Raw genomic sequence first — 8051 nt, forward strand, 5'->3', positions numbered from 1 at the left:
CGGCGCCGGATACTAGTCGCGCGGTTTGTCGAGCAACTGCGCATTCAGCTTGTGCGTTTCGAGTTCGAGCAGACGCGCCTCCACATCGCAACGGCGTCGATGGTCGGCCGTATCGCGGTCGCGCGTGAAAACCCCGAGCAGAGCGGCGCGCGTGCGTGCAAGAAGACCGGGCGCTGCGGCGGCGGTCGCGCCTATGCTCTGCATCGATGCGCTGCTCGTCGAGGCATGCGTGCGCGTGCCGAAGTCGATGCGCAGCACGGCCGTTTCGGCTCGAGCGGGGCAGTGTGAAAGCGGTTCGGATTTCATGGCGTTTCTCCTGGCAACCGGGACGGTTCTACGTGTCGCGTGGCGCGGGCCCGGTGTCGCTGTAAAGGCCCGCGCGGCGTTCAGAACGAATAGCCGTGACGTTCGATGCGTCGCATGCGCAGCTCGACGTCGGCCAGGTCGGAGGCCTGAGCAAGATAGTCGTGACGGCGCCGCTCTTCGGCGCGTTCGATCCATTCGCCCAGCTTTTCGAGGAAATACGCAAACATGATGTCTCTCCAATCACTCGTGAAACACTCGCGGTCCGGCGGATGTGCGGCCGCGATCCAGTCGACGTGCTCGGGAACCGATCGATTTGCCCGGTCCGCTGAGGCTGGATCAGGCGTGGCCCGTCGATGGCCTGCATCGTAGAGATCGAGAATGAGGCGAAAGTGAGCATCGCGAAGGATCTGTGCGGCAAGCGTGTATGAAGCGTTTCCTGTGGCCTCGTGCGTGTGTTGCTTCGAACGAACCGAACCGATCATCAGAAAAATTCGACTGTTCGCCGCGCACGCGGCACCGTAGATTGGTGGCTACCCATTTGGGATCGGAATGTGACCTCGAAGGAGACGTCCACCATGGAAATCAGCATTCAAACCTCGGGCCTTTGTCTATCGCGTCGCGAATCGGACGCGCTGCGCGAGCATGTGCATTCGCGCATCAGGGAAAGCTTCGCGCGTATCGCGCGGCGCATTTCGCACGTGAGCGTGCATCTCGAAGATGTCGACGGACCGCGCGGCGGCGGCCACGCCATGCATTGCCTCGTGAAGGTCGGCATCGGCGGCGCGACCGCGGCGCTCGCGCAAGGGCGCGACCGGAATCTGTTCGCGCTCGTGAATCGCGTATCCGCGTGTGCGGCGGGCAATACGCTAAAGCGCCTGAAGCGGCGCATCGACATCGCGTCGTTCAGGCGGAAGAACGGGCCTGCCGATAATGGTCCCGCGGAGAATGAGCCCGCGCCGGATGAGCCGAGCTTGCCTGCCGGACCGATCTGCAGTCGCGGCGATTGATATTCGAGGCCAGCGCAAGCTTCGGGCAACGCTGAAGCGAACCTCGAGCAGGTGCATCGAAGGGTGATGTGCGAAGGCTGCATCACCCTTTTTCGTTTGCGTGCAGCACCTGTCGCAATCGCTACGACTGCGGCGCCCACGCCCCCGAAACGATGTTGCGCGCCGATTTCACGATCTTCACCGGCACCGACTTGTACGACGGCGTGCGGCTGCGCTTGTCGTACGCGTAGAGCGGCACGAGCGGATTGGCCTCCGGGTAGTAGGCGCCGCAGCAACCGTCGGGCAACTGATACTCGACCACTTTCATGTTGCGCACGACGCGCTCGATGCCGTCGTTCGACATCGCAACGAGATCGACGAGATCGCCCGGATGCAGATTGCGCTTTCTGATTTCCTCCGAGTTGACGAACACGACGTCACGCTGGCCGAACACACCGCGATAGCGGTCCGACAACGAATAGAGCGTCGTGTTGTACTGATCGTGGCTGCGCATCGTGGTGAGCCACAGGCCTTCGTCGTCGCCGTGCCACGGGTCTTCGTCGAGGCCTTCGAACACCGCGAAGTTCGCCTTGCCGCTTGCCGTCGCCCAGATCCGTTCGCGCGCGGTCGATCCGAGATGAAAGCCGCCGGGCACGCGAATGCGCGCGTTGTAGGCCTCGAATGCGGGGAACACCTTTTCGATCGCATCGCGAATGCGGTCGTAGTCGGCGACGAGCGCTTCCCATGGAACCTTCGAGGTGTCGCCGAGCGTCGCGCGCGCGATGCCCGCCACGATCGCCGGTTCGCTCTTCAGATGGTCCGAGGCCGGATCGTTGATGCCGGCCGATGCATGCACCATCGACATCGAATCTTCGACCGTGATCGATTGCGGCCCGGTTTCCTGAATATCGACTTCGGTACGCCCAAGGCACGGCAGAATCAGCGCTTCTTTGGCGTGCACGAGATGGCTGCGGTTGAGCTTGGTCGAAATATGGACGGTCAGGTCGAGCTTGCGCATCGCGTCCTGCAGGCGCGGCCAGTCGGGAATCGCCGCGGCGAAATTGCCGCCGAGCGCGACAAACACCTTGCAGTCGCCGGCAAGCATCGCTTCGAGTGTCCCGACGACGTCGCGTCCATGCTGCGGCGACGGCTTGAAGCCGAACGTCTGTTCGATGCGATCGAGCCACTCCCTGGCGGGCTTTTCGGTGATGCCGACCGTGCGGTTGCCTTGCACGTTCGAATGGCCGCGCACCGGGCATATGCCCGCGCCCGGCCGCCCGATATTGCCGCGCATCAGCGCGAGGTTCGCCATCTGCTGCACGTTTTCGGTGCCGCGATGATGCTGCGTGAGCCCCATGCCGTAGACGAGGATCACGCTTTTCGCTTCCATATAAACGTTGGCGACGGCCGTCAGGTCCGAGCGCCGCAAGCCGGACGCATGCTCGATCGCTTCCCAGTCCGTTGCGCGCAAGTCGTCGACGAGCTTTTCGAAGCCGACCGTATGGCCGCGAATAAAGTCGACGTCGATCTTGCGCGGCTGGTCTTGCGCAATCGCTTCGTCGTCGGCTTCGATAATCGCCTTCATGATGCCTTTCAACGCGGCGACATCGCCGCCCACGCGCACCTGATACAGCGGATTGCTGATCGCAGTCCACGAGAGCGTAACCATTTCGACGGGATTCTGCGGCGCCTGGAAGCGCTCGAGCGCGCGTTCGCGAAACGGATTGAACGAGATGATGCGCGCGCCGCGCCGCGAAGCGTCGTGCAGGCTCGTCATCATGCGCGGGCTATTCGTGCCCGGGTTCTGACCGAAAATGAAAATCGCGTCCGCATGGTCGAAGTCTTCGAGCAGCACGGTGCCTTTACCGACGCCGATCGACTCGGGCAGGCCGACGCTCGTCGCTTCGTGACACATGTTCGAACAATCGGGGAAATTGCCGCTGCCGTATTCGCGCGCAAACAGCTGATAGAGAAACGCGGCTTCGTTCGATGCGCGGCCCGACGTATAGAAGTCGGCCTGGTTAGGCGAATCGAGCGCATTGAGGTGCGAGGCGATGAGCGTGAACGCGTCGTCCCAGCCTATCGGCACATAGCGGTCCGACGCGCTGTCGTAGACCATCGGGTGCGTGATGCGGCCCGCCATCTCGAGGTCGAAGTCTTCCCACGCGCTTAGCTCGGTAACGGTGTGATTTGCGAAGAAGCCCGGTGTGCAGCGGTCCGCGGTCGCTTCCCACGCGACGGCTTTGGCTCCGTTTTCACAGAACTCGAACGACGACGTATGTTTCGGATCGGGCCACGCACAGCCTGGACAATCGAAGCCTTCCGGCTGATTCATCCGCAACAGCGTACGCGCGCCGAATACCGGAATGCCCTGTTCGGCGAGCGCTTTGCCTGTTGCCTTCAGCGCGCCCCATCCGCCGGCCGGTTCGCGATAGATGCGGATCGATTTCCTTTCTGCCATGGTGACCTCTTAAGCGCAAGACGATGGTGATGTTGAACGAAGCGATGTTATGCAGAGGCACGCCAACGGTCTTTCAAGATCGCCGATGGTTTTTCGAAACACACGTAAGGCCGCGACTGCGAGACATGCGGCATCGCACCGCTAGTGATGCGACGCCCACTGGACGAGCAGATGGAACGGCAGCACGACGATAAAGGTCACGCCGAAGCCCGCACACCAGAGGATCACGAGCCACATGATCTTGTTCGCGAGGCTGCGCGGCCGGGCCGCGGGGTGCGCGGCCGCGTGCTCGACGATCTGCCTCGCTGCGTCTTCGGCGATCGGCGGCTCGATAGCGTTTTGAGCAGCGTGTTGAACGGCGGATTGCGACATCTTCAAACTCCTTCGGCACGGACATGCGAATTCATGCACCTGGCTTCAGTGCCTTTCGGCATAGAACCGGGGCGTGCGCTATTCGTAACGTGCGCCCGGTTCGACCTTGCCGCGGAATACCCAATAGCCGGCGGTCGTATAGACGGTGATGATCGGAATGATGATGACCGCGCCGACGAGCGTGAACACCTGGCTCGCATGCGGCGCGGCTGCGTCGGCAAGCGTGATCGTGTTCGGAATTGCATAAGGCCAGATGCTGACGAGCAGCCCGATATAGCCGAGCAGGATCAGCGCGAGCGCGAGTACGAACGGCATCGCGTCGCTGCGCCGCTTTACCGCCGCATACATCCACGCGGCGACGACCAGCACGAGAATCGGCACCGGATAGAGCCGGTAGCGGAACGGCGACTCGAACCAGCGCGCGGCGATATGCGGATCGGTCAGCGGCGTCCAGATCGATACCGCGGCGATGAAGCCGAGCAGCACGATGGTGAGCGGGCCGATCAGGCCATGCATGCGCTGCTGCAGATCGCCGCTCGTTTTCAGCACGAGGTAGCCGCAGCCGAGCAGCGCATAAGTGGCCATCAGCCCCATGCCGGTGAATACGCTAAACGGCGTGACCCAGAAGAACGGGTCGCCGGAGAACACGCCGTTGGTCGCCGGAATACCGTGCAGATAGGCGCCGAGAATGACGCCCTGAAAAAACGTGGCGCCGGCCGAACCGCAGATGAAGGCCAGATTCCACAGGTTTTTCGAACGCGTCGCCTTGCCGCGGATTTCGAACGAGACGCCGCGAAAGATCAGGCAGATCAGCATGAAAATGATCGGCAGGTAGAGCGCGGACAGCACGATCGCATAGACCGTGGGAAAGACCGCGAGCAGCGCGGCGCCGCCGAGCACGAGCCAGGTTTCGTTACCGTCCCAGACCGGTGCGATCGTATGCATCATCATGTCGCGCTCGGCATCGTCGGGGAAGAACGGAAAGATGATGCCGATACCGAGATCGAAACCGTCGAGCGCGATATACATGAAGATGCCGAGCGCAATGATTGCCGCCCAGATTGTGGTGATGACCATGCGTGCCTCCGTGCCTGGCTTCAGTGTGCGAGTGAGCGATGAAGCGGGCGTATGTAGCGATCCTGTGATACGGGCGTTCAACGCGAAACCTGAACGGGCTGCTTTTATTCCGCGACGGCCAGCGGGCGCCGGCCGGTTGGCGAGTCGTAGCTCGTCTGTTCGGCGGGTTTGCGCTCGTCGATTGCAGACGGTCCGAGACGGATGAATTTCACGATGTAGAAGATGCCGGTGCCGAACACGAGGAAATAGACCATCACGAAGATCAGCAGCGAAATGCCCGCTGCTTGCGGCGTGATCGGCGACACCGCGTCGGCCGTGCGCAACTGCCCGTAGACGACCCACGGCTGACGCCCGACCTCGGTCGTGATCCAGCCCGCGACGAGCGAGATAAAGCCCGTCGGCCCCATTAGCACCGTCAGCCAGTTGAACCAGCGTGTTTCGAAGAGGCGCCCGCCGCGCCGCAGTACGGCGCCGATCAGCGCCGTCAGGATCATCAGCATGCCGAGGCCGGCCATGATGCGGAAGGTCCAGAAAATGATCGACGAATTCGGCCGGTCTTCCTTCGGAAACTCCTTGAGGCCCTTGATTTCGCCATCCCATGAATGCGTGAGGATCAGGCTGCCGAGGTGCGGGATCTGGATCGCGTAACGCGTCACTTCGGCATTCATGTCGGGAAAGCCGATCAGGTTCAGCGCCGTGCCGCCGTGCTCGGTTTCCCACAGGCCCTCGATCGCAGCGATTTTCGCGGGCTGATACTTGCGCGTGTTGAGCCCGTGCTGGTCGCCGACGAACGCCTGGATCGGCGCAAGAATGAGCAGCAGCCACAGCGCCATCGAATACGTGGTCTTCACGGCCGCATCGCGCCGGCCTTTGAGCAGGTGCCAGCCGCCCGTCGCCGCGACCACGAGCGCCGCCACGATAAACGCGGCGAGAGTCATATGCGCGAGGCGATACGGAAACGACGGATTGAAGATGATCTTCAGCCAGTCGACCGGAACGACATGGCCGTTCTCGATGATGAAGCCCTGCGGCGTCTGCATCCAGCTGTTCGATGCCAGAATCCAGAACGTCGAGATCAGCGTGCCGATCGCCACGAGCAGCGTCGCGCCGAAATGCATCCTGGGTCCGACCTTCTCCCAGCCGAACAGCATGACGCCGAGAAAGCCCGCTTCGAGAAAGAACGCGGTCATCACTTCGTAGGTCAGAAGCGGGCCCGTGATCGGCCCGGCGAAATGCGCGAAGCCCGACCAGTTCGTGCCGAACTCGTAAGCCATCACGACACCCGACACGACACCCATGCCGAAGCCGATGGCGAAGATCTTCGCCCAGTAATGGCAAAGCTCCTTGTAATGCGGCTTGCCTGTCTTGAGCCATGCGAACTCGAGCACCGCGAGAAAGCTTGCGAGTCCGATGCTCAATGCAGGAAAAATGATGTGCATCGAAACGGTAAACCCAAACTGGATGCGGGAGAGTTCTAGAGCGCTCGGATTCATCGTCGTACCCTGCTGTCTGTATTGCGTTCTCGAGACGGGATACGCTGCAATGCGAATGCCTGGCCTTGCGCATCGGCACACATTGGGGGCGAAACGCGTTTCCCACGGATTCCCGCAAGATATATGCGCACTTCGGGCGACGATAGTCTACGGGTGTAGCGCCCGGATAAACGAAGGTTTAGGGTACACCGGTGCGCGCCGAGGCGTGGTTTTCACGGGGCCGCGCCAGTCAAGGCGGCGCGCGATGTTTCGCGAATCGACGAGCGGCGCGCGGCCGGGCCGTCGGCCGCAGTACGAAACGTGCGTTAAAGAAATTTTCCGGACTTCAGTGCAACCGGACGGCACCCGTCGCCATCGCAGCAGTTGCCCATCAGGTAGGCGAGCAGCGCATTGATTTCGTCGTAGCGCGCGGCATAGATCACCGAGCGGCCTTTGCGGTGCCGCGTGACGAGCTTCGCATCGAGCAGCCGCTGCAGATGAGGCGACAACGAAGGGGCGGGCGAGTCGACGAACGACGCGAGCATGTCGGCGGAGAGTCCCGCGGGCCCGAACTGGACCAGCGTGCGGAATACCGTGAGCCGCGACTCCTGCGCAAGCGCGTGAAGCGCGGTGAGAGCGTGGGTCGTTTCCATGATGATCTGTCTTTGCGCGGTATCGGCGGCGCGAGCCGTCTTGCCGCCGCTGTCATTTACGCGGTGGGAATGGGCACGCCCAGCGATTGCTTCGGCATGCAAAGTACGATCGCCGAAGCCGTGTCGTCGACGAATTCGATCAAAACATGCGTCACGTCGCCGCGCATGGCGGCGCCGACGTTCGCGTAACCGGTTGCCTGCATGGTCGGCCTTTGTCGAGTGTCTGTTGAGTGTCTGTCATGTATTGTCCTTGCACTCTAAACACGCTTCGCTTTCGCTTTATTCCGCTTGCCGTGCGCGGCTAGGGCGCGGCTAGGGCGCGGATGCCGATCGATGAAAGTTGCAGAGCAGGCGCGCATGCCGCTACCCGCACACGGCGCCGCGCGCCCCACATAGGAGGAATTTCGCCGTCCGATATGTCGCGCGTCATGAAACGCGGTACGCAGGCGAGACCTTGAGTTGGGATCCCGAAGACAATCCGTACGCGAAGCAGCTATCTGCATAACGGTGGTGCCAGCCTCCGTTCAGCGGGAGACAAGATCGTCATCGCGCTGGTTGACGAAAATCAGCACGCCTGCAATCGCCACATAGAAGCGGAATGCCGCTTCCTGGCCATTCCAGATCTTCGATTGCCACATCGCGAACCATTAAGTCGGATCGTAGCCATGTCGTTCTGTGAGCCAAGGAGTTGGTAGAATGTTTTGTCTTCCTAAGACCGCTTGGC

The 8051-nt window shown here is 61.9% G+C and carries 9 protein-coding genes; 1 reads left to right on the plus strand and 8 read right to left on the minus strand.

The window, feature by feature from the left end:
• Positions 1-12: 12 nt before the first annotated feature.
• Together QYH69_RS12665 and QYH69_RS12670 are read right to left on the minus strand one after the other, a co-directional pair.
• Entirely contained in the window at positions 13-306 is a 294-nt protein-coding gene (locus QYH69_RS12665) for a hypothetical protein (protein ID WP_308832198.1), read from the minus strand.
• An 80-nt stretch (positions 307-386) separates the two neighbouring features.
• Positions 387-533, minus strand: coding sequence for a DUF3563 family protein (locus tag QYH69_RS12670; RefSeq protein WP_308832199.1), 147 nt, complete (start codon positions 531-533; stop codon positions 387-389).
• 348 nt (positions 534-881) lie between these two features.
• Between QYH69_RS12670 and QYH69_RS12675 the strand changes: the two genes are divergently transcribed.
• On the plus strand, positions 882-1313 hold the full coding sequence (locus QYH69_RS12675) for an HPF/RaiA family ribosome-associated protein (RefSeq protein ID WP_308832200.1): 432 nt from the start codon (positions 882-884) through the stop codon (positions 1311-1313).
• A 121-nt stretch (positions 1314-1434) separates the two neighbouring features.
• On the opposite strand, the gene QYH69_RS12680 is transcribed toward QYH69_RS12675, so the two are convergent.
• The 6 genes from QYH69_RS12680 to QYH69_RS12705 all read right to left on the minus strand — a co-directional run bounded on the left by QYH69_RS12680 (position 1435) and on the right by QYH69_RS12705 (position 7965).
• Positions 1435-3753: an FdhF/YdeP family oxidoreductase gene (locus tag QYH69_RS12680; RefSeq protein WP_308832201.1), complete on the minus strand. Its 2319-nt coding sequence runs from the start codon at positions 3751-3753 to the stop codon at positions 1435-1437.
• 141 nt (positions 3754-3894) lie between these two features.
• Positions 3895-4125: a hypothetical protein gene (locus QYH69_RS12685; protein WP_308832202.1), complete on the minus strand. Its 231-nt coding sequence runs from the start codon at positions 4123-4125 to the stop codon at positions 3895-3897.
• A 78-nt stretch (positions 4126-4203) separates the two neighbouring features.
• Positions 4204-5202: a cytochrome d ubiquinol oxidase subunit II gene (cydB, locus tag QYH69_RS12690; RefSeq protein ID WP_308832203.1), complete on the minus strand. Its 999-nt coding sequence runs from the start codon at positions 5200-5202 to the stop codon at positions 4204-4206.
• Between the two features lie 104 nt (positions 5203-5306).
• The gene (locus QYH69_RS12695; protein WP_308832204.1) at positions 5307-6695 is read right to left on the minus strand and encodes a cytochrome ubiquinol oxidase subunit I; all 1389 of its coding nucleotides are present in this window, start codon (positions 6693-6695) and stop codon (positions 5307-5309) included.
• A 305-nt stretch (positions 6696-7000) separates the two neighbouring features.
• The gene (locus QYH69_RS12700) at positions 7001-7327 is read right to left on the minus strand and encodes a helix-turn-helix domain-containing protein (protein WP_308832205.1); all 327 of its coding nucleotides are present in this window, start codon (positions 7325-7327) and stop codon (positions 7001-7003) included.
• A 524-nt stretch (positions 7328-7851) separates the two neighbouring features.
• Complete coding sequence (locus QYH69_RS12705) at positions 7852-7965, minus strand: DUF2165 family protein (protein ID WP_308832206.1); 114 nt, start codon at positions 7963-7965, stop codon at positions 7852-7854.
• Positions 7966-8051 lie beyond the last annotated feature (86 nt).

This window comes from Paraburkholderia sp. SARCC-3016 (genome assembly GCF_031119615.1).
GTDB lineage: Bacteria > Pseudomonadota > Gammaproteobacteria > Burkholderiales > Burkholderiaceae > Paraburkholderia.